The sequence below is a fragment of the Coralloluteibacterium stylophorae genome (genome assembly GCF_018122625.2).
In the GTDB taxonomy this organism is placed as follows: domain Bacteria; phylum Pseudomonadota; class Gammaproteobacteria; order Xanthomonadales; family Xanthomonadaceae; genus Coralloluteibacterium; species Coralloluteibacterium stylophorae.
Window position 1 is genome coordinate 46,479 of the sequence record NZ_JAGQFT020000004.1, and the last position, 20,025, is coordinate 66,503.

Consider the following 20,025-nt stretch of genomic DNA (forward strand, 5'->3'; position numbering starts at 1 on the left):
AGAGCGCCTAGCCCCGCCGCAGTCGCGGCGGCAGGGTGTCGTCGGGCAGCTTGCGGGTCGCCACGGCGACGATGACGGCGGTCGACAGCAGGATGCCGGAGACGAGGCCGGCGACGGCCCACAGGCCGGAGGTCGAGATCGACAGGTCGGCGTGCAGCGATGCGCGCCCGGCCTGCGCGCGCAGCGACAGGACGTGCGGCTGGACCGGCGATGCCGGCGCGGACGGCGTGGATGTGGTCGGGGCCATCGTCGCCCTCCCGTGGGCGCAGGCTTGGAAATCCCGAGCGTGGCAGCGCCCGCGTCGGCACGGCGTGGCCGCACCGGACGGCGCGCCAGCGGCCGCGTCGCCGCTTACACTCGCGCGCCCTCTTGTCCGGGAGCCGGCATGGCCGTGGCGCGCGAAGACGTGCTCTATCAGTGGGTGAGCGACGACACCGGGCTGCTGGTCCGCTCGCGTCCGCTGAAGGGCCCGGGGGTGCTGGTGCTGGTCATCGGCGGCATGTTCGCGATCGCGCCGCTGCGCGCGGACGGCGCCGCGGCCTGGTTCGCCTGCGCCGTCGGGATCGCGCTGCTGGCCTGGAGCCGCCGCATCCTGCTGCGCGACAGGACGTGGCGCTTCGACGTCCGCCGCCGGGAGATCGTGGCGCGCCTGCGCCTGGGCCGCCGCGAGCGCGTGCGGACCGTGCCGTTCGACGCGGTCCGCGCCGTCGAGGTGCGGATGAGCCGTGGCAGCACCGTGCAGGAGAGCGCCTTCAGCACATGGATCCACACCGTCCACGTGCAGCTCGACGATGGCGAAGGCTTCACCGTCTACCAGGGCGACCGGGAGGCGGTGCTGCGACGTCGCGAGCAGCTTGCCCTGCTCGTGACCGGCACGGCGACTCCGGGCCCGCGCTGACCCGGGCGCCGAGGCCCCGTCTCAGTCCGGGATGCGCACGACGACGTTGCCGCTGCGCGCCGACGCGAACACGGCGTCGAGCACGCGCATGTCGCGCACGCCCTCCTCGCCCGGCGCACGCAGCGGCGTGCCGCCGAGGATCGCCAGCGCGTCCTGGTCCATCTGTTCGGCCTGCATGCGCGGTTTCTCGCCGAGCGTCGCCGGGAACACGGTGCCGTCGCTGGCGCGGCCGACGTTGCCGTCGTAGGCCTGGAAGGGCGACAGCGCGTACCAGCCGCGCTCGCAGTCGACCTGCAGGGTGTTGAGGTTGCGGCCGAAGCTGGTGACGCATTCGGCGACGATGTCGCCGGGGAACTCGAGGCGGAAACGCATGGTTTCATCGACGCCGCGGAAGATGTCGCGGCGCGCGGTCTCGTCCCAGGCACGCACCGCGACCGGCTCCAGCCCGGTGCCGTAGCGCGCCGCATTCACGCAGTACACGCCCATGTCGTACATCGCGCCGCCGCCGCGCGCCGGATCCAGCCGCCAGGCATCGTCGGCGCCCTGGCGCCAGCCGAACCAGCCCGCATCGGCCCGCAGCTTCACGATCCGGCCGAACGGCCGTTCCTGTGCCATCGCCATGAAGCGCCGCGTGTTCGGCTCGTGCTGCATGCGGTAGCCGATCGCGAGCCGCACCCGGTTGTCGCGGCAGGCCCTCACCATCGCCTCGCCCTCGGCCGCATCCATCGCCATCGGCTTCTCGCACCAGACATGCTTGCCCGCGTTCGCCACCGTGCGCGTCAGGGGCATGTGCAGGTGGTTGGGCGTGACCACGTAGACCACGTCGATGGCGGGGTTGTCGGCGATGCGGTGGAGGTCGTCGTAGCCGTAGACGTTGGCGTCCGGAATGCCGTGGCGCGCCTGCCACTCGGGCACCTTGTGCGGCGACCCCGTCACGATGCCGGCGAGCCGGCAGTGCCGGGTCAGCTGCAGCGCGGGCGCGAGCAGGTCGCGGCTGTAGCCACCGAGGCCGGCGAGCGCCACGCCGAGCCGGCGCGGCGGCGAAGACGATGGCGCGGGCGCGGCGAAGGCGCGGGGCAGGGCCGCCGCTGCGCCTGCCATCGCCAGCGACTGCAGCAGGCGCCGGCGGGAGATGCCGGCCGACCGGTCGTTCGGGTCCATGGCCGCGCCTTTCGTGACGGGACTTCGGATGCTAGCAGGCCGTCGATGCCCCCTCGCCCCGTGCGGGCTACAGCCGGCCGCGGGCCTCGGCCAGCGTCTTCCGCTGCCGCGAAGGCGCACCGGGGCTTTCGGCACTCCGCGCCCCGGCCATCCCATCCGGCATGATCGCGCTTCCGGGAGCCACGCTCCCAGCCACCACCCGGAGTTCCCATGCGCCGCGTCCTCGTCGTCTCCGCCCTGACCCTCGCCCTCTCCGCCGCCTGGTCGTCGTCCGTGTCCGCACAGGCCGCGGCGCCGGCCGCGCCGGCCACCGCGCAGGCGGCCAGCGAGGACGCGCGCCTCAACGCGTGGTTCGAGCGCAAGTACGAGGAGCAGCTGCAGTTCAGCCCGATCCAGATGACCTTCCTCGGGCGCAAGGACCGCTACGGCGAGCTCGACGACATGTCGCGCGCCGCCGCCGATCGCCAGCTGGCCTGGCAGGTCGCGGCGCTGGAGGAGATGACGTCCACCTTCGACTACGACGCGCTCAGCGACGCCACCAGGCTGTCGTGGGACCTGTTCGAGTACCAGGTGCAGGAGGCCCGCGCGGCGCACCGCTTCGCCGACCACGCCTATCCGTTCGAGCAGATGGGCGGCATGCAGGCGCAGCTGCCGACCTTCATGATCGGCTTCCACAAGGTCGAGACCGAGGCGGACTACGAGGCCTACGTCGCGCGCCTGCGCGAGGTGCCGCGCGCCTTCGGCCAGCTCATGGACCAGGCGCGGCGCTCGGCGGAGAAGGGCATCCGCCCGCCGCGCTTCGCCCACGAGGGCGTGATCGAGCAGGGCGGCAAGGTGATCGACGGCGCTCCGTTCACCGAGGGCGAGGACAGCGCGCTGTGGGCCGACGCGCAGGCCAAGGCCGATGCGCTGGTCGAGGCCGGCACGATCGACGCGGCACGCGCGGCCGAGCTGAAGGCGCAGGCGCGCGCCGCGCTGGTGGAGGCGGTGAAGCCGGCCTACGACGAGGTCATCGGCTGGTTCCGCGCCGACCTGCCGAACGCGCTGGAGAATCCGTCGGGCGTCGGCACCACCCATCCGGACGGCGCCGCCTATTACGCGCAGCGCCTGCGCGCCTCGACCACCACCGACCTCACCGCCGAGCAGGTGCACCGGATCGGCCTCGACGAGGTGGCGCGCATCCGCGGCGAGATGGAGGCGCTGAAGGACAAGGTCGGCTTCGAGGGCGACCTGCAGGCCTTCTTCCAGTTCATGCGCAGCGACCCGCGCTTCAAGTACCCGAACACCGACGCCGGCCGGCAGGCCTATCTCGACGATGCGACCAAGGCGCTCGACACCATCGAGCAGCATCTGCCCGAGTACTTCGGCCTGCTGCCGAAGGCCGACCTGGTGGTCAAGCGCGTCGAGGCCTTCCGCGAGGTCGACGGCGCCGCGCAGCACTACTACCCGAGCACCCCGGACGGCTCGCGCCCCGGCATCTACTACGCCCACCTGTCCGACATGGACGCGATGCCCAAGACCGAGCTCGAGGTCATCGCCTACCACGAGGGCCTGCCCGGGCATCACATGCAGATCGCGATCGCTCAGGAGCTGGAGGGCGTGCCGGAATTCCGCAAGCAGGCCGGCTTCACCGCCTACGCGGAAGGGTGGGCGCTGTACTCGGAATGGCTGGCCCGCGAGATGCCTGGCACCTACACCGATCCCTACTCCGAGTTCGGGCGCCTGACCTCGGAGATGTGGCGCGCGATCCGCCTGGTGGTCGACACCGGCCTGCACGCCAAGGGCTGGACGCAGGATCAGGCGGTCGCCTACTTCGAGGAGAACAGCTCGGTGCCGCGCGAGGCGATCGAGGCCGAGGTGCGTCGCTACATCACCTGGCCCGGCCAGGCCACCGCCTACAAGATCGGCATGATCAGGATCCAGGAGCTGCGCGCGAAGGCCGAGGCCGAACTCGGCAACGACTTCGACATCCGCCGCTTCCACGATGCCGTGCTCGGCGGCGGCGCCCTGCCGCTGACCCTGCTGGAGCGCCGCATCGAGCAGTGGATCGCGGAGGAGAAGAAGCGAGGCTGACTCCGACGCAGGACGCGTTTTGACACCCCAGCCGTTCCCGGCACCATTGCAGGCGGGGAACCGCAGCGGGGCAGCATGGGCCACTGGGTCGTCATCTACGCGATCGGCGCGGCGCAGGCGATGCTGCTTGCGCTCGCGCTGTGGCGACGCCGGGCGAACCGGCACGCCGACCGGATCCTGGCCGCATGGCTCGCCAGCGTCGGGGCCGACCTGGCGATCAAGGCGCTGTACATGGCAGAGCCGGTGGTATGGCTGTTCAAGCCGGCCCGGCTCGTCACGCTGCTGCCATTCCTGTACGCGAGCCTGTTCTACCTCTACGTGCGGGCGCTGACGATGGGCCTGGGCGTGCGCCTGCGTGACCTGGTGCACGGCGCCGGGTTCGCGTTCGCTCTGGCATGGACGACACCGCTGTTCCTGCTGGGCGCCGAAGACACGGCGCTCCGCTTCGCCCGCGCCCAGTCGGGGCACGCGACGTGGCTGCCGACGTGGTTCGACCCGTTGCTGTACGGCTACGCCTTCGCCTATATCGCGGCGGCCCTGCGTCTGGTGCGCCGCTACCACCGCGCGCTTCGTGCCGGCCACTCCGCCGGCGCCCGGCAGTCGCTGGGGTGGATCACGATGATAGCCATCGGCCAGCTCGTGATCTGGACGATCGCAGCTGTGCAGTCGGCCGCACCGGTCCCCTGGATCGACTACGACCTGATCTATGCCGCCGTGGCGGCGTGGGTGTGCGTCGTGGGCTATTCGAGCCTGGCGCAGTCGCCCCCCGGGGTGCTGGAACAGGCGGCCCCGGCCGCGGGCGGGGACGAACAGCCCGCGCGCGAGGACGACCCGCGCTTCGACGAGGTCCAGGCACGGCTGTCTCGGCTGATGCGCGACCGGCAGCTGTACCGCGAGCCGGCGCTGACCATCGGCCAGCTCGCCAAGTGCAGCGGCTATCCGGAATACCTGGTCTCGGCCGTCATCAATCGGCGCTTCGGCGGGACCTTCTGGGACTACATCAACCGCCAGCGTATCGATGCAGCCCGTGCCGCGCTCGCGGATCAGGAGGACGCGCGCACCATCATCGACATTGCCTACGGATGCGGGTTCACGTCGAAGTCGACCTTCAACGCGGCGTTCAAGCGTCGCCTGGGACTGACGCCGAGCGCCTACCGGCGAAGCTGCGCCGAACGGCCCGGGGCGCGACCGTCTGCCGGCGCAGGATCAGCTCGCCCACCACAAGGTTGATCAGCCACGACAGCCAGGCGGCTACCACGTAGACCTGCATCATCGGCCACTGCAGCAGCAGCGCCGCCGCAAGCATCAGGCGCAGGGTGATCGCGCCGGTCGTCAGCGCGACGCTGCGGGTCATCCAGCGACGGTGGGCGACCGTGTCGGTCCGGATCGCCGCGGCGATCGCAACCGCGGTGACCAGCGGCCAGAGCAACGACAGCACCGCGAATCCGGCACGGGCCACGGCTCCGCCCTGGGCGTTCGCCGCCAGCGACAGCCCTGAGACAGCGCCGATGGCGACCGCCGCCACGTAGAGCCATCCGCCCAGCCGGTGCAACCTGGGCAGGCGGCGGCGTACGGACGCGCTGAGTTGCAGCGGTACCAGCAGCAGGGCCAGGCCCGCGCCGAAGAAGTGCGCCGGCACATCCCAGCCGGAGACCGCGAACTGCGCGCCGAACGGATCGTCGCCGCGGACCTCCATGTACAGGTACGCGAAGGCATAGCCGGCGACCGCCAGACATGCCAGGGAGAACAGCACACGCACGACCCACCATGCCGACCTACCCAGCCACTCGTACATGCTTGCGCTCCCGGACAATGGACGCGGGGGAGCCTGTCGCGGATGTCCGGGGCGGATCGTCCCCGCCGGCGGACCCGGTCGTCGCCGAGGTCCGGATCCGCCGTCTCGCACTCTCGGCTGCCGTACGCGCCCGTTTCGCGAGACCTGGCCGCCCGTCGCCGCGCTGCCAGGTTCGCCATCGCCGGACGCGGCCGCCCGCGTACAGCGCCGCGCAGACCCCGGCCCGCGGGCCGGGGTCGGGCCGGTCCCAGTACGCCCGGATCGCGATCGCTGCGCGCACGCCGGTAGAGTGGCGCGCCTGTTTCGCCGTGGCATGCTCTTGGGTCTTCTTCACTTCCTGCTGTTCGCGGCCGCCTTCGTCGCGCTGATCGCCGCGACGCTGACCGTCGGCGCTCTGGCCTGGGCCCTGCTCCGCCCGCTGTTGAGGGCCTGCGGCGTGGCGGCGGAGTCGGACACCGCCGGGCGCATCCAGGTCGGGCTGACGCTCGCCGGACTCGTCGCCTTCACCGTCGGCGCCATCGGCCTCGCCGTGGTCATGCCCGACCGTGCCGAGACGCGGGTCTGGCTGGCCCGGCTCTTCGGCTATCCGGCGACGCGGATCTCGCTGCGGCTTGCCGACGTCGATCCCGCCGCGCGCGCGGCCCTGGTCGAGACCCTCACCCCGATGATGCAGGCCCAGCGCCGCCGCTTCGCCTATCGCATCCACAACCTGCGTTCGCATTCCAGCCACGTCGCGCGCGCCGACCTGCCCAGCCGCTACCGCTTCGACGGCGAATACCTGGAGATCGTCACCGGCCGCCCCCTCGACCGCGACGGGAACCCGCTGCTGCTGCACGTCCTGCGCGCCGCCGCGGACACGGAGAGCGACACCGCGCTGCCGGAGCAGCTGTGGGCGGATGTCGACGTCGACGGGCAGCACGACTTCGCGACCGCCCTGCTGCCGGCGACGGTCCAGCTGACCGCGAGCGCGACCCGCTCCGCCGCCAGCGGCCGCCGCAGCGAGCGCTGCATGCTGGACATCCAGGGCTTGGTTTCCGCCGACCTGCTGCACTTCGCCGACGAGCGCCCGCAGGCGGGTGCCGGCAGCCGCCGCCACCTGGTGCTGCGCACGCCACCGGACGCGCTGCGCGAGCGCCGCTTCGAGGTGGTGGCGATGCACCTGGTCCGCGGCGAGCGCGGGCGCATGGTCAAAGAGTGGCCGGAGGACCGGACCCGCATCCACATGGCGTTCTCGCTCGCGCCGAGCGGGTTCGACGCCGTCGGGGCCGATTGCGGCAGGCGCCTGCTGGAACGGCTCGATCCGGCGTGGACGCAGGCAGCCGTGCGCCAGGACCTGCCGGCGCTGGGCGACGCGGTCGACGGCGTCGAGGTCGAGGACATCGCGCGTTTCGTGCCGTGGCAGGCGGCGGACGACTGGGTCGAGGTGCCGCCGGAGGAGGACTAGCGGCGCCGGGCGGCCGGTGCGGCGGACGACCTGCGGGACCCACGGGTCCGTGACGCTGGCTAGAATCGCGCCGCGGCGGCGGCACCGCGGGGCACCACGCGGCACCAAGTCGGCACCTCGCCGGGCGCGACCGGCGCCGGCGCGGGCGGGTACGCCGACCACGACAGCGCACACGAAGGGGAGCGGCGTTGAGCAGCGGTTCGGAGCGGGCAGACCGCGATGCGCGGGCGGTATCCGGGCGCCTGCGCGCATGGTGCGCCGGCGTCCTGTGCGTGCTGCTGTCGTTGCTGCCGGGCCCCGGGCAGGCGCTGGACCCGGGGCGCCACGTCGCCCAGTTCCACCACACCGCCTGGACGGTCGCCGACGGCGCCCCGGGGCAGGTCACTGCGCTGGCGCAGACCGCCGACGGCTACCTCTGGCTCGGCACCCAGTTCGGCCTGTTCCGCTTCGACGGGGTCGAGTTCGAACGTGTAGCGCCGACGGGTGCCGACGCCTTCCCCGCGGCGAGCATCTCGGCCCTGCATGCAAGCGCGGATGGCGGTCTCTGGATCGGCTTCCGCTACGGCGCGGTGAGCGTTCTCCGGGACGGCGCGGCCACCCATTACGGCGAGGCCGAGGGCCTGCCGAGCAGCACCGTCTTCCGCTTCGCCCAGGACCGCGAGGGCCGGCTGTGGGCGGCCACCTTCACCGGCCTGGTCTACCTGCGCGACGGGCGCTGGCATCGGCTCGGGCCGGAGTGGGCGTTCCCAGGGCGGCAGGCGCGAACCGCGTTCGTCGACGCCGCCGGCACGCTGTGGGTGGCGACCGATCAGGGCCTCGCCTTCCTGCGCCGGGGCACGACGCGTTTCCAGCGCGTACCGGCTGCGGTCGGGCGGGTCAGCGGCATCGCGCAGGCGCCGGACGGCGGGATCTGGATCGCCGAGGCCGACGGCGCGGTGCGCGAGGTGTCCATCGATGGCCGCACCGTCGCCACGCCGTCCATCGCGCTGCCCTCGGCCGGCCTCCTGTTCGACCGCGACGGTGCGCTGTGGGCGACCACGCTCGGCGAAGGCCTGCTGCGGCTGCCGCATCCTGCCGCCGCCGACGCCGGCTTCGAGCGCTTCCGCCGGATCGACGGACTCGGCTCGGACTACCTGCAGCCGCTGCTCGAGGACCACGAGGGCACGATCTGGGTCGGCAGCAGCCGCGGGCTGGACCGCTTCCGGCACGCCAACGTGGTGCCGGCCCGGCTGCCCGACGGCGCGCAGGATTTCGCCATCGTTGCGGACGGCGACGGTGCGCTGCTGGTCGGCAGCCGCAACCAGCCGCTGATGCGCCTGCAGGACCGCGAGCTCGACTTCCTCGACCTGGCGGTACCGCTGACCGCCGGCCATCGCGACCGCCGGAACACGGTATGGCTCGGCGGCCCCGACGGGTTGTGGACGCTGCGGGACGGCCACCTCGCCGAGACCCTGCCCCTGCCCCTCGACGACTACTCCGGCGTGCAGGCGATCGCCACATGCGGCGACGGCACGCTGTGGGTGTCGCTGAACACGCCGGGCGTCTACCGTCTCGCCGACGGCCGCTGGAGCCACCTCGCCGACCTGCCGGGCATGCCCGAGGGCTCCTCGCCGCTGAGCCTGCTGTGCGATGCGCGGGACCGGCTGTGGATGGGTTTCGCACGCAACGCGATCCTGCTCCTGCAGGACGGACGCCCGACGCCGATCGGCGCCGAGCAGGGGCTGGAGGTCGGCAACGTCAGCGCCCTGGCCGAGGACGCGACGGGCATGTGGGTCGGTGGCGACCGCGGGCTCGCGCGGGTCGAGGACGGCAGGGTACGCAGCGCGCACGGTGGCGACGCCTTCAGCGGCATCTCGGGCATCGTCGCCACACCGGGAGGCGACCTCTGGCTCAACGGCGCGCGCGGCATCCTGCACCTGCCGGCGGCGGAGCGCCCATACCTGTTCGATGCGCAGGGACGCAGGCCCGCCTACGCCCGGTTCGACTTCCTCGACGGCGTGCCGGGCATCCCCGCGCAGTTCCGCCCGATCCCCACCGCCGCGCGCACCGGCGACGGCAGGCTGTGGTTCGCCACCACCAGCGGCGTGGTCTCGATCGACCCGGGCGCGCTGCGGCGCAACCCGGTGCCGCCGCCGGTGCACGTGCGCGCGGTGCAGGCCGACGGCCGCAGCTATCCGGCCGGCCGCGACGCGCTGCAGCTGCCGGCTGGCATCCAGAACCTGCAGATCGCCTACACCGCGCTGAGCCTGGCCATCCCCGAACGGGTGCGCTTCCGCTACCTGCTGGAGGGCTACGACCGCGAATGGCAGGACGCCGGCACGCGGCGCGTGGCCTTCTACAACGACCCCGGCCCGGGCAGCTACACCTTCCGCGTCATCGCCGCCAACAACGACGGGGTGTGGAACGAGGTCGGCGCCGGACTGCCGCTGGTGATCGCCCCGCTCTACTGGCAGACGGCCTGGTTCCGGGTGCTGTGCGCGCTGCTGGCGCTGGCCCTGCTGTGGATCGCCTACCTGTCGCGGCTGCGCCGCGTCGCCGCGCAGGTCCGGGTGCGCATGCAGGAGCGCCACATGGAGCGCGAGCGCATCGCGCGCGAACTGCACGACACCCTGCTGCAGGGCATGCACGGCCTCATCCTGCGCCTGCACGCCGCCGCGCAGCGCCTGCGCGCGGACGATCCGCTGCGCGACGAGCTCGAGACGACCATGGACCTGGCCGAGCAGGCGATGGCCGAGGGACGCGACCGAGTCAGCGGCCTGCGCGGCGGCGTCCGCCACGGCCGCGACCTCGGCGAGGCCCTGCTGCAGGTCGCGGAGGAGGCGGGATGGCAGCCGCCGCCCGAGGTGCGCCTGGTCGTGGAGGGAACGCCGCGCGCGCTGTGCGGGGGCGTCGCCGAGGAGCTCTACCTGATCGGGCGCGAGGCGGTCCTGAACGCGCTGCGGCACGCGCGCGCCGGCATGGTGACGATCGAACTGGGCTATGCGCGGCGCGAGCTGCGCCTGCGCGTGCGCGACGACGGCATCGGCATGCCTGTGCGCGAACCGGGCCGGCCGGGACACTGGGGCCTGGACGGCATGCGCGAACGGGCCGCGCGCATCGGCGGGCAGCTGCGCCTGGACTCGCAGCCGGGTGCGGGCACGACCGTCGCCGTCCGTCTCCCGGCCGCCGCGGCCTACCGCCCGCGCCGGCGCGGCCTGCGTGCGGCCGTCGCAGGCCTGCTGCGACGGCGCACGTGACGACGGGCGGCCACCATCGCACCGGCGGAACGGTCGAACATGGGAACGGGAATCCGGAGGCCGACCCGGCATGCCCAGGTCGTCTGCGACCATCCGCTTCGAGGCCACGCTGCAGCGCCCGGCGGCGCCGAAGGGCGCGACCTGGTGCTTCCTCGTGCTGCCTGCGGAGGCCAGCGCCAGGCTGCCGACGCGCAGCATGGCGAGCGTCGACGGCAGCCTCTGCGGTCAGCCATTCCAGGCTACGCTCGAGCCCGACGGCCGGGGCAGCCACTGGCTCAAGGTGCCGCGCGCGCTGCGCGAGGCCGCCGGTGTGGCGGCGGGCGATACCGTCGCGCTCGCGATCGCGCCGGCCGCGCAGGAACCCAAGCCGCCGCGTGCCGGCCGACCTGCGCCGGGCGCTGGCGGCGGCGCCGGCCGCACGCACGCAGTGGGCGAGCCTGACCCCGGCGGCGCGACGCGACTGGACCCACTGGATCGCCTCCGGGAAGAAGGCGGAGACCCGGGGCAGGCGCATCGCCACCGCCTGCGACATGCTCGCCTCCAGCAAGCGCCGCGCCTGCTGCTTCGACCGCTCGGGCATCTACAGCAAGGTGCTGGCGGCACCCGAGGCGGCAGGCTGAAGGATCGGGCACCGGCGCAGCCCCGACCCCTGTGTCGTGGCTCGAGCGGACGTCGCCAAGATGCAGCTCACCAGCGCAGGGCCCGCGGCCCGAGCAGGGCACCCAGCGCACTGGGCACGAGCATGCCCAGCAGGTACCAGGTCGACCAGAACGGCGGCGCCATCTCCGGGCAGTGCAGGCAGTAGGCGAAGGCGGCCGTGGCACCGGCCAGGAGCCCGGCCGCGGCGCCGGCCAGACGCAGGCGCACCGGCGCCATGCCCCGCACCGCCCAGAGGATGGCGGCCAACGCCGGCAGCGACAGCATCGCAATGAGCGCCGAGCAGACCTTCCAGGTCTGTCCGAGCAGCAGCGGCATGCGCGCCTCCGACGGCGCGTCCAGCAGCACCAGGGCCGCGCCGATCCAGGCTGCGGCGACGGGGACGGCGAGCATCGTCCAGCCGCCCGCCACCCGCACCCCTGGGCGCGACAGCCGCAGGGTCACCCACAGCGCGGCCGCGCCGACCGCGATGATGAAAGCCTGGCGCAGCCAGAACGCCGGCAGCCGGGCGACATCCCCGAGATCGGAGCGCACGCCGAGCAGCAGCGCCACCAGGACCGTCGCCGACACCACCCCCAGCAGCAGGGCCAGAGAGAACCTGCGGGTGGGAACGTGGCGGTCGACCGCCGCGGTTCCACCTGCGAGCACCTGGATGAGGTCGTCGGTCTTCATGCACTGCCTCGGATGCGGGCCGCGAGCGCCTTCAGGCCGCGGTGGATGCCGACCTTCACCGCCGATTCCGACAGCCCGCTGTGCCGCGCCGCCTCGGCGATGGACAGGCCGTCCAGCTTGACCAGGAGGATCGGCAGGCGGTGGCGGTCCGGCAGCGTGTCGAGCAATTCTCCCACGTCGCGCCGGGCCTCGGCGGGCTCGACATCCGACCTGGCGAAGATGCGGCCGTCGTCGTCGAGCGGATCGTGCAGCGCCTCGCGTCGCGCGTGGGCACGGAAGAAGTCCATGAGCTTGTAGCGGGCGATCGCGTGCACCCAGGCGGTCAGCGGCTGGTCCTGGCGCCAGGTGTGCCGCGCGTTGTGCACGGCCAGCAGGGTTTCCTGCAGGACGTCCTCGACGTCCGCCTGCGCACGGGGCAGCCGCCGCCGCAGGTAGGCGCGCAGGTGCGCCGCGAGGCGATCGAGGAAGCGCCGGTACTGCGCGGCGTCGCCGGCCAGGGCGAGGACCATGCAGGCGTGCAGCTCGCGTTCGACCGCGTGCGCATCGTCGGCCGCGGACGCTTGCGCGGGCAGTCCGCCCATCAGTGCGATTCCGTTCCGCCGGACGCGGGTCGCGCCGGGTGATGTCGACACATCGGTTCCACCTCGCTCCGCCGGGCATGAGGCGGGCGCGAGTGTAGGCCGGCTGCGCCGGCCGGCCGCGGTGCGCACTCGCGCCTGCATGTCCAGGACGTCCATGCCGCCTTGTTCGTCCGGGGGCGGCCCTCGGTTACAGCCGTTGGCGACGGCAAGCGCGCTGTAACCGGCAGCGGCCGCGCGGCGAACTGCTCCAGCGAAGCCGGGCATCCCGTCCGGCGCCACCGGGAGCATCCTCCATGAAGCATCGCCGCATCGCCCCCCTCGCCCTCACCCTCGCCGCACTGGCGGCCGGCGTCGCCCACGGCCAGGACGCGGGCAACGACAGGAAGCCCGCCGTCGAGAAGTGCTGGGGCGTCGCCAAGGCCGGCGAGAACGACTGCGCCGCCGGCCCCGGCACCACCTGCGCCGGCACCGCCAAGGCCGACTACCAGAAGAACGCGTGGAAGAACGTCCCGGCCGGGACGTGCACCAGCATCGTGACCCCGCACGGCCGCGGCTCGCTGACCGAGCCCGCCTGAGCGTCATGGCGAGCGCGCCCGCCGCCGGCATCGGCTTCAAGCCACAGCACGCCGACGACGCCCTGCGCTGCAGGGCCGAGGCGCTGTGGCTCGAGGTCCACCCGGAGAACTACCTGGTGGACGGCGGGCCCCGCCTGGCCCTGCTCGATGCGCTGGCGGCGCGCTTTCCGCTCTCGCTGCACGGCGTGTCGCTGTCGCTGGCGGCCGCCGCGCCGCCCGATGCGACGCACCTGGCGCGCCTCAGGCGCCTGATCGATCGCGTGCAGCCGGTACTGGTGTCCGAACACCTGGCCTGGTCGTCCTGGGACGGACGCCACCTGCCGGACCTGCTGCCCTTCCCGCGGAGCCACGAGGCGCTCGCGCGCGTAGTGGCGAACGTGTCGCGCACGCAGGACGTCCTCGGCCGCCGGATCGCGCTGGAGAACCCGGCGCACTACCTGCCCCTGGACGGCCACGACTGGAGCGAGACCGACTTCCTGGCCGAGCTCGTGCGCCGTAGCGGTTGCGGGCTGCTGCTCGACATCAACAACGTCCTCGTCAGCGCGCACAACCTCGGCGGCGACGCGCGCCGCTACGTCGACGCCTTCCCTCTGGAGGCGGTGACCGAGATCCATCTCGCCGGCCACACGGTCGACGCCGGGCTCGGCGACGCGCTGTGGATCGACTCGCACGATGCCGCGGTGTCGGAGGAGGCCTGGGCGCTCTACCGTCATGCGATCGCGCGCGGGGGACCGCGGCCCACCCTGATCGAACGCGACGGCAACGTGCCCGCGTTCGCCGTCCTGCTGGCCGAGCGCGAGCGGGCGCAGCGGCTGCTGGCCGCGCAGGCGATCGCGGCATGAGCGCGCTCGCCCGGTTCCAGCGGAACTTCGCCGAAGCGCTCGGCAACGCATCCCCGGACAGCGGGCCGACGCGGCACCGGGCGTTCGCCGTGTATCGCAACACGGTGATGCGCGGCTGCCTGGATGCGCTGGAAGCCAACTATCCCGCGATCGTCTGCCTGGTCGGGCGCGACTGGTTCCGTGCCGCCGCGGCCGAGTACGCGACGGCACGACCGCCGCGCGATGGACGGCTGTTCGGGTACGGCGAGGACTTCGCCTCGTTCCTGTCGCGCTTCGAACCGGCGCGCGACCTGACCTACCTCGCCGACGTGGCGCGGCTCGATCGGCTGTGGACCGAGAGCCTGGTCGCCGCCGACGGCGGCACGCTGGACGCGGCCGCGCTGCGCGGCCTGTCCCCGCGGCGCCTGGCCAGGCTGCGCCTGCGCCTGCATCCGGCCACGCGCCTCTTCGCCTCGGCGCTGCCGGCCTTCTCGATCTGGAAGGCCAGTCGCGCCGGCCTGTCCCCCGCCGGCGATCTCGCCTGGCAGGCCGAGCACGCGCTGGTGGCACGGGTGGGGCCCGAGGTACGCGTCGCGGCGGTGTCGACACCGGCGCTGCACTTCCTCGACGCCTGCGCGCGCGGAGACACGCTTGCCGAGGCGGCCGAAGCGGCATGCGGGCAGTCCGCGGACGCGCGTGTCGACCTCATCCTCGCCGCCCTCCTGGGCGCTGGCGCATTCACCACGACCTGAAGGAGTCCTCATGACACCCACCGCCCCCGTGCACGCCGCCCGCGCCACGCTCCGCTCGCGCTGGAACGCGCTGGCCGAACGCGCCACCGGACTGCTGGGCCACTCGTTCCTGGCCCTGGTCGGACGGGTCGCCATCGCCGCGATCTTCTTCCAGTCCGGGCGGACCAAGGTCGATGGGCTGCTGACCGTGACCGAAGGCAGCTACGAGCTGTTCCGCAGCGAATACGCGCTGCCGCTGCTGGCGCCGGAGACAGCGGCGCACCTGGCCGTCTATGCGGAAACCTTCCTGCCGATCGCGCTCGTCCTCGGCCTCGCCACGCGCCTGTCCGCGTTCGCGCTGCTGGGCATGACCGCGGTGATCGAGATCTTCGTCTATCCCGCGGCCTGGCCTACCCATCTGTCGTGGGCCGCGATCCTGCTGTACCTGATCGCCCGCGGCGGCGGCCGCGTGGCGCTCGATCACGCGCTCGGCCTGCGCTGAACGCGCCTTCGCCCCGATCCCCTCCGCCCGGCTGTAACCGCAGCACCCGTGGCCGCGAATGACTCCGTGCCATTCCGGCACCCCCTCATACGAAGGAACCCCATCGCCATGCTCACTGCGACCCAAAGCCTCGCCACCGCCGCCGCCGTCTTCGCCGTCTCGGCCGCCGCCGTCTCCGCTCCCGCGCAGGCCGCCGAGGAAGCGACCGGCCGGACCGTGCACTGCTACGGCATCAACAGCTGCAAGGGCACCTCCGACTGCAAGTCGGGCAATCACGAATGCAAGGGCCAGAACGAATGCAAGGGCCAGGGCTTCAAGGCCGTGACCCTGCAGCAGTGCGAGGCCGAGGGCGGCAGCACCACCGCACCGGCCGCCTGAGCCTTCCCCGCCCGGCCGCAGCGGCGGCCGGGCCCTTCGCAGCCTTGCCCCGCATGACCGTCACCGCACCCACGCCCTTCCACGGCTTCGGCCTGGGCCTGCGCCCACCCCACTACGCCGCGGCGATCGAGGCGCAGCAGCCGCTGGATTTCGTGGAGGTCATCTCGGAAAACTTCATGGTCGATGGCGGGCGGCCGCTGCACGTGCTCGACCGCGTGCGGGCGCGGTACGAGGTGGCCCTGCACGGCGTATCGATGAACCTCGGTTCCGCCGACGAGGTGGACGCGGGCTACCTGCGCCGCCTGCGCGCGCTTGCCGACCGCATCGACCCGCTGTGGGTGTCGGACCATGTCTCCTGGACCGGCGTCGACGGCCGCACGTCGCACGACCTCCTGCCGCTGCCCTACACGGAGGAGGCGCTCGACGCCCTGGCCAGGAACGTCGGCATCGCCCAGGACGTGCTGGGACGCGCCCTGGTCCTGGAGAACCCCTCCACCTACGTCGCCTTCCCCGGCGCGACGCTGACGGAGCCGGCCTTCCTCGCGGCTCTCTGCGAGCGCAGCGGCTGCCAGCTGCTGCTGGACGTGAACAACATCGTGGTCAGCGCGGGCAACCATGGCCACGATCCCGGGAACTGGCTCGACCAGCTGCCCCTGCGCCACGTGCGGCAGATCCACCTGGCCGGCCACAGTCGCGGCGCGGACATCCTGGTGGACACGCACGATGCGCCCGTGCCCGATCCGGTGTGGGCGCTGTACGCGAGGTTCATGCCGCGCCTCGGCGACGTCGCCACCATGATCGAGCGCGACGACCACATCCCGCCGCTGCGCGAACTCCTCGCGGAACTCGACCGCGCCCGCGCCATTGCAGCCGCTGCCGGTCGTCGCGCCGCATGAGGCTGCAGGATCTGCAGCGCAGCTTCCTTGCGGCGCTGGATGGCGCCCCCCTGCCACAGGGCATCGCCGCCCGCGGCCTGCGCGTGCATGCCAACAACCGTCGGGAACGACTGTCCGAGGCCCTGCGCGACACCTACGCCAGGACCGCACTCATGCTCGGCGACGCGGATTTCGCGCGCCACGCCGGGAGCTACATCGCCGCGCATGCGCCGGCATCCTGGACGCTCTCGGACTACGGGGCGGGCTTTCCGGACCACCTCGATGCGGCCTTGCCGGGCGAGCCGGTGGTCGCGGAGCTGGCCTGGCTCGACGCCGGCCTCCGCCGCGCCTTCGCCGGACGCGACGCGACGCCGCTGCAGCTCGACCGGCTGGCCGCCGAGGACTGGGAGACCGTCGGATTCGCGTTCCTGCCGACGCTGGGCTTCACCCGCCTGCGCAGCAACGCACCAGCGATCTGGAGCGCGCTCGCCGCAGGCCGTCCGGTTCCACCCGCCGCGCGGCTGCCGACGGGATCGGGCGTGCGGATCTGGCGCGCCGGTCTCGATCCGCGCTTCGCCACCATGTCGCCACGGGAGTGCGCCTGCCTCGACCTCGCGCTCGCAGGCGCGAGCTTCGGCGAGATCTGCCAGTGGCTGGACCGGCAGCTGGAGGTCGACGACGCCGCGCGCGAGGCCGGGCTCCTGCTGCGCACGTGGGTCGACGACGGACTGGTCGTAGCGCTGCGCGAGGGCGATGCGTGATACGCGCTGGGCGGCGCGGACGGCGTGCGCCCGCGCCACCGGCATCCGCGTCCCAGGCGACGTGGTCAGGCCGCCTCGGCGGCCCAGGCCTCGGCATCGGCACCCGCCGGGATGCGCATCGGGCAGGACGGGTCGGTGGCTGCGCGCCACACCGCCTCGGCCACGTCGCGGGCGTGGGTGATCGTGCTGTCCTGCTGCATGCTGGCGATGAAGGACCGGGCGAAGTCGGCGTAGGCCTCGTGCTCGAGTCCGGCCATGTTGCCGCGGGCGTTGTCGACGAAGCGGGTGTCGGGCGCGCGGCCGGGCAGCACCAGGCGCGCGCGCACGCCAAAGGGCGCCATTTCCGCGGCCAGCGACTCGGTCAGCGCATTCGCCGCGGCCTTGCTCGCGCGGTAGGCACCGACCAGCGGCAGCGGCTTGAGGGTCACGCTGGAAGTGACGTTGACCACGACGCCGCTGCCGCGCTGGCGGAACTGCGGAAGCAGCGCCTGGGTCAGGGCCAGCAGGCCGACGGTGTTGGTCTCGAACAGGCTCCGCACCATCGCGAGCGGGGTGCACTCCAGCGGGGAGGCGCCGCCGAAGCCGGCGTTGTTCACCAGCACGTCGACCGGCCCCGCCGCCTCGACGGCGGCGCGGATGCTGGCCTCGTCGGTGACGTCGAGGGCGAGCACGCGCAGGCGCCCGGAGGGCGGGAGCAGATCCGTGCGCGGAGTGCGCATGGTCGCCACGACGCGCCAGCCGCGGTCGAGGAAGAGCCGGGCGGTCTCCAGGCCGAAGCCGGACGAGCAGCCGGTGATCAGGACGGTATGCATGGATGGTCCTCGCAGGATGGGAGTGCGAGACGATAGGCCCCACGGTCCGTACCCACTACGATTCCCAGTCCGCGTTTCTTTTGCAGGAGTCCTGGATGGCGGATCCGCTCGCCGAAGTCGTCACCCTGCTGCAGCCGAACGCGCCGCACGCGAAAGCGGTGGTCGGGGCCGGGGCCTGGGCGGTCCGCCGCTCCAACCTGGAGGAGCCGTTCTACTGCGTGCTCCTGGAGGGCGCGTGCCGGCTGGAGGTCGATGCGCATGCGGCGGTCGAGCTGCGCGAGGGCGACTTCGCCCTCGTCACCGCCGCATACGGGGTCACCATGACCAGCCTGGAGCCGCCGCCGCCGGGCGCCGCCACCATTCCGAGCGAGCTCGCCCCCGGGCGCTTCCGCGTCGGCCGCGCCGATGGCCCGGTGGACCTGCGCATGCTGGCGGGCAACTGCTGCTTCGGCTCGCCCGACGCCGCCCTGCTGGTCTCGCTGCTGCCGCAGGTGGTGCACGTGCGCGACGAGCGACGGCTGGCATCCCTCGTCCAGCTGGTCGGCGACGAGACGCGCGCGCAGCGGCCTGCGCGCGAGGTCGTGCTGGCGCGCCTGCTCGAGGTGCTGCTGATCGAGGCGCTGCGCTCGACGGCGGGAACGGCCGCGTCGCCGAGCCTGGTGCGGGGCCTAACGGACGTCCGGCTCGCGCCCGCGATCCGCGCGATCCATGCGCATCCTGCGCAGGCGTGGACGGTGGCGGCACTGGCCGGCGAGGCGGCGCTGTCGCGCTCGGCCTTCTTCGAGCGCTTCAGCCGCAGCGTCGGCGTCGCGCCGATGGAATACCTGCTCGCATGGCGCATGGCCATCGCCAGGAACCTGCTGCGGCGCGGCGGGTGGAGCGTCGCCGGCATCGCCGAGCACGTCGGCTACGCGTCGGCCAGCACGTTCAGCGTCGCCTTCTCGCGGCACGCCGGCATTTCGCCGATGCGCTACGCCCGGGCGCAACGGGAGCGGAGCGAAGCGCCCGATGCGACGACGGTGCCGGCCGGATCCGCGGTGCCGGCCTAGGCCGCCGTCCCGCCTTCGGCCTCACCGGCCGATGGCGTCCAGCTCCGCCAGCGCCTGGGCGTCGAGCTCCAGGCCGGTCGCCGCAAGGTTCTCGCGCAGGTGCGCCGGCGAGGAGGTGCCGGGGATCAGCAGCACGTTGGATGCGCGGCGCAGCAGCCAGGCGAGCGCGACCTGCATCGGCGTGGCCGCCAGCCGCGCGGCGACCGCGTCGAGACGATCCGACTGCAGCGGCGAGAACCCGCCCAGCGGGAAGAACGGCACGTAGGCGATGCCCTGCGCGGCCAGCGCATCGACGAGCGCATCGTCGTCGCGGTGGGCGAGGTTGTAGAGGTTCTGCACGCAGGCGACCGGGGCGATGCCCTGCGCCTCGGCGATCTGGCCCGCGGTGGCGTTGCTGAGCCCGAGATGGCGGATCAGGCCCTGCTCGCGCAGCCGCGCGAGCGTCTCGAACTGCGGCGCGATGCTGCCTTCGCGCGGCGTGCTGAGGGTCTGCGGATCGCCGGCCAGGCGCAGGTTGACCACCTCGAGCGCGTCGACGCCGAGGTTGCGCAGGTTGTCGTGGACGGCGGCGACCAGTTCCTCCGGCGCCAGGGCCGGGATCCAGGAGGCGTCGTCGCCGCGGCGCGCGCCGACCTTGGTGACGATCACCAGGTCGTCGGCGTAGGGGTGCAGCGCCTCGTGGATGATGCGGTTGGTGACGTGCGGGCCGTAGAAGTCGCTGGTGTCGATGTGGTTCACGCCCGCGGCGATGGCCTCGCGCAGGACCGCCACCGCGGCCGCGTGATCCCTGGGCGGCCCGAACACGCCCGGGCCGGCGAGCTGCATCGCGCCGTAGCCCATGCGGGCGACGCGGCGGTCGCCGAGGGTGAAGGTACCGGCCTGGCTGAGGTTGCTCATGACGTGCTCCTGCTGGATGGGTGACCGCGACGATAGGCGCCGCGTCCATGTTCGATAATCCGGGCCAGTCCGCACGGGGCGTACGGGAGGCCGGACAGTGAACAGCG

20 protein-coding genes and 1 pseudogene are annotated in these 20,025 nt (G+C 73.2%); 14 read left to right on the forward strand and 7 right to left on the reverse strand.

Features of this window, described 5'->3' with window-relative positions; all coding sequences use genetic code 11:
* Positions 1–7: 7 nt before the first annotated feature.
* Positions 8–247 (reverse strand): hypothetical protein, encoded by a 240-nt coding sequence (locus KB893_RS06920; protein WP_211924987.1) that lies wholly within the window; start codon positions 245–247, stop codon positions 8–10.
* Between the two features lie 138 nt (positions 248–385).
* Between KB893_RS06920 and KB893_RS06925 the strand changes: the two genes are divergently transcribed.
* Positions 386–898 (forward strand): hypothetical protein, encoded by a 513-nt coding sequence (locus KB893_RS06925; RefSeq protein WP_211924988.1) that lies wholly within the window; start codon positions 386–388, stop codon positions 896–898.
* Between the two features lie 21 nt (positions 899–919).
* On the opposite strand, the gene KB893_RS06930 is transcribed toward KB893_RS06925, so the two are convergent.
* Positions 920–2,059 (reverse strand): Gfo/Idh/MocA family protein, encoded by a 1,140-nt coding sequence (locus tag KB893_RS06930; RefSeq protein WP_211924989.1) that lies wholly within the window; start codon positions 2,057–2,059, stop codon positions 920–922.
* A 210-nt stretch (positions 2,060–2,269) separates the two neighbouring features.
* Here KB893_RS06930 and KB893_RS06935 point away from each other — a divergent pair, with 210 nt between their 5' ends.
* Positions 2,270–4,132, forward strand: coding sequence for a DUF885 domain-containing protein (locus tag KB893_RS06935; RefSeq protein WP_211924990.1), 1,863 nt, complete (start codon positions 2,270–2,272; stop codon positions 4,130–4,132).
* A 75-nt stretch (positions 4,133–4,207) separates the two neighbouring features.
* The gene (locus KB893_RS06940) at positions 4,208–5,362 is read left to right on the forward strand and encodes a helix-turn-helix domain-containing protein (protein ID WP_211924991.1); all 1,155 of its coding nucleotides are present in this window, start codon (positions 4,208–4,210) and stop codon (positions 5,360–5,362) included.
* Here the strand turns inward: KB893_RS06940 and KB893_RS06945 are convergent.
* The gene (locus tag KB893_RS06945) at positions 5,253–5,927 is read right to left on the reverse strand and encodes a DUF2306 domain-containing protein (RefSeq protein WP_213173586.1); all 675 of its coding nucleotides are present in this window, start codon (positions 5,925–5,927) and stop codon (positions 5,253–5,255) included. The genes KB893_RS06940 and KB893_RS06945 overlap by 110 nt on opposite strands.
* Before the next feature lie 319 nt (positions 5,928–6,246).
* On the opposite strand from KB893_RS06945, the gene KB893_RS06950 reads away from it, so the two are divergent.
* The 3 genes and pseudogenes from KB893_RS06950 (at position 6,247) to KB893_RS06960 (ending at position 11,227) form a co-directional block, all read left to right on the forward strand.
* Positions 6,247–7,371: a hypothetical protein gene (locus KB893_RS06950; RefSeq protein ID WP_211924993.1), complete on the forward strand. Its 1,125-nt coding sequence runs from the start codon at positions 6,247–6,249 to the stop codon at positions 7,369–7,371.
* Between the two features lie 188 nt (positions 7,372–7,559).
* Positions 7,560–10,607 carry a sensor histidine kinase gene (locus KB893_RS06955; protein ID WP_211924994.1) on the forward strand — a complete coding sequence of 1,016 codons (3,048 nt, stop codon included), beginning with the start codon at positions 7,560–7,562 and terminating at the stop codon, positions 10,605–10,607.
* A gap of 70 nt (positions 10,608–10,677) precedes the next feature.
* A pseudogene (locus KB893_RS06960) lies at positions 10,678–11,227 on the forward strand (YdeI/OmpD-associated family protein).
* Positions 11,228–11,294: 67 nt separating this feature from the next.
* Here the strand turns inward: KB893_RS06960 and KB893_RS06965 are convergent.
* Entirely contained in the window at positions 11,295–11,936 is a 642-nt protein-coding gene (locus tag KB893_RS06965) for a DUF1109 domain-containing protein (protein WP_211924995.1), read from the reverse strand.
* Positions 11,933–12,517 (reverse strand): sigma-70 family RNA polymerase sigma factor, encoded by a 585-nt coding sequence (locus tag KB893_RS06970; RefSeq protein WP_211924996.1) that lies wholly within the window; start codon positions 12,515–12,517, stop codon positions 11,933–11,935. The genes KB893_RS06965 and KB893_RS06970 overlap by 4 nt, the downstream gene beginning before the upstream one ends.
* A gap of 293 nt (positions 12,518–12,810) precedes the next feature.
* On the opposite strand from KB893_RS06970, the gene KB893_RS06975 reads away from it, so the two are divergent.
* The 7 genes from KB893_RS06975 (at position 12,811) to KB893_RS07005 (ending at position 17,160) form a co-directional block, all read left to right on the forward strand.
* Positions 12,811–13,092, forward strand: coding sequence for a BufA1 family periplasmic bufferin-type metallophore (locus tag KB893_RS06975; RefSeq protein WP_211924997.1), 282 nt, complete (start codon positions 12,811–12,813; stop codon positions 13,090–13,092).
* 5 nt (positions 13,093–13,097) lie between these two features.
* Positions 13,098–13,934, forward strand: a complete 837-nt coding sequence (bufB, locus tag KB893_RS06980) for an MNIO family bufferin maturase (RefSeq protein WP_211924998.1) — start codon at positions 13,098–13,100, stop codon at positions 13,932–13,934.
* Positions 13,931–14,665, forward strand: coding sequence for an HvfC/BufC N-terminal domain-containing protein (locus KB893_RS06985; protein ID WP_211924999.1), 735 nt, complete (start codon positions 13,931–13,933; stop codon positions 14,663–14,665). Before bufB (KB893_RS06980) ends, KB893_RS06985 begins: the two co-directional genes overlap by 4 nt.
* A gap of 10 nt (positions 14,666–14,675) precedes the next feature.
* Positions 14,676–15,146: a DoxX family protein gene (locus KB893_RS06990; RefSeq protein WP_211925000.1), complete on the forward strand. Its 471-nt coding sequence runs from the start codon at positions 14,676–14,678 to the stop codon at positions 15,144–15,146.
* 108 nt (positions 15,147–15,254) lie between these two features.
* On the forward strand, positions 15,255–15,524 hold the full coding sequence (gene bufA2, locus KB893_RS06995; protein WP_211925001.1) for a BufA2 family periplasmic bufferin-type metallophore: 270 nt from the start codon (positions 15,255–15,257) through the stop codon (positions 15,522–15,524).
* 53 nt (positions 15,525–15,577) lie between these two features.
* A complete protein-coding gene (bufB, locus tag KB893_RS07000; protein ID WP_211925002.1) occupies positions 15,578–16,420 on the forward strand; it encodes an MNIO family bufferin maturase in 843 nt (280 codons plus the stop codon).
* Positions 16,417–17,160 (forward strand): HvfC/BufC N-terminal domain-containing protein, encoded by a 744-nt coding sequence (locus KB893_RS07005; protein ID WP_211925003.1) that lies wholly within the window; start codon positions 16,417–16,419, stop codon positions 17,158–17,160. The genes bufB (KB893_RS07000) and KB893_RS07005 overlap by 4 nt, the downstream gene beginning before the upstream one ends.
* Before the next feature lie 65 nt (positions 17,161–17,225).
* Here KB893_RS07005 and KB893_RS07010 read toward each other — a convergent pair whose 3' ends face one another.
* Positions 17,226–17,972, reverse strand: a complete 747-nt coding sequence (locus KB893_RS07010; RefSeq protein ID WP_211925004.1) for an SDR family oxidoreductase — start codon at positions 17,970–17,972, stop codon at positions 17,226–17,228.
* 95 nt (positions 17,973–18,067) lie between these two features.
* Between KB893_RS07010 and KB893_RS07015 the strand changes: the two genes are divergently transcribed.
* The gene (locus KB893_RS07015) at positions 18,068–19,021 is read left to right on the forward strand and encodes an AraC family transcriptional regulator (RefSeq protein ID WP_211925005.1); all 954 of its coding nucleotides are present in this window, start codon (positions 18,068–18,070) and stop codon (positions 19,019–19,021) included.
* A gap of 21 nt (positions 19,022–19,042) precedes the next feature.
* On the opposite strand, the gene KB893_RS07020 is transcribed toward KB893_RS07015, so the two are convergent.
* The gene (locus tag KB893_RS07020) at positions 19,043–19,918 is read right to left on the reverse strand and encodes an aldo/keto reductase family oxidoreductase (RefSeq protein WP_211925006.1); all 876 of its coding nucleotides are present in this window, start codon (positions 19,916–19,918) and stop codon (positions 19,043–19,045) included.
* Positions 19,919–20,025 lie beyond the last annotated feature (107 nt).